This window comes from Vibrio sp. 704, from assembly GCF_033339295.1.
Genome location: NZ_JAWOUH010001055.1, coordinates 1 through 509, shown reverse-complemented (window position 1 = coordinate 509; position 509 = coordinate 1). Strand labels below are relative to the sequence as shown.

General features: G+C 43.0%; 1 protein-coding gene. It reads right to left on the bottom strand.

From position 1 onward, the window contains the following. Positions 1 to 509, bottom strand: a 509-nt coding sequence (locus R7R24_RS30620) for a type VI secretion system baseplate subunit TssG (RefSeq protein WP_318120704.1), incomplete at both ends; no start/stop codon positions are given.

The following is a 509-nucleotide window of genomic DNA, read 5'->3' as shown; positions in this document are numbered from 1 at the left end:
GTTTGTTCAGATTTAGACAGTCGCATCCATTGACCTTGAAACTCGTGAATACGAATTTGGCAACCAGACAAACATTCCAAAATGCTCTTCAATGCACCTTTACTTCGTGTTGGAGATGCATACATGCCGCCATAATGCAGTGCTAGATCATTCCCATTGCCAGTCAATGACGACATGCAATCAGTTAATGGGGAGCGCTGATTTTTTGCATGCGCACGCGCTTGTATGGTTAACTGACTCAATTGCCAACTTCGATAATAGAGGGATAAAAGCCGATGGTTAAAAATGTCATAGAAGTCCACCATCGCATGATCGCCTTCTTTCAGTCGATGCAATGCAAGCTCACTGTAATGCTGAGGCAGTACACCCTGCTCCCCCGTCAAGCCAATCAAATTTGTCTCAAGCGCTAATTTATCTTTACCTAATGGTTTAGTAGAAACGAGTTGCGCATTCTCAAAGCCTAAAGACGCATTGACCTTTAAGTTGAGTTTCTCGTTTTTTGGTAATGC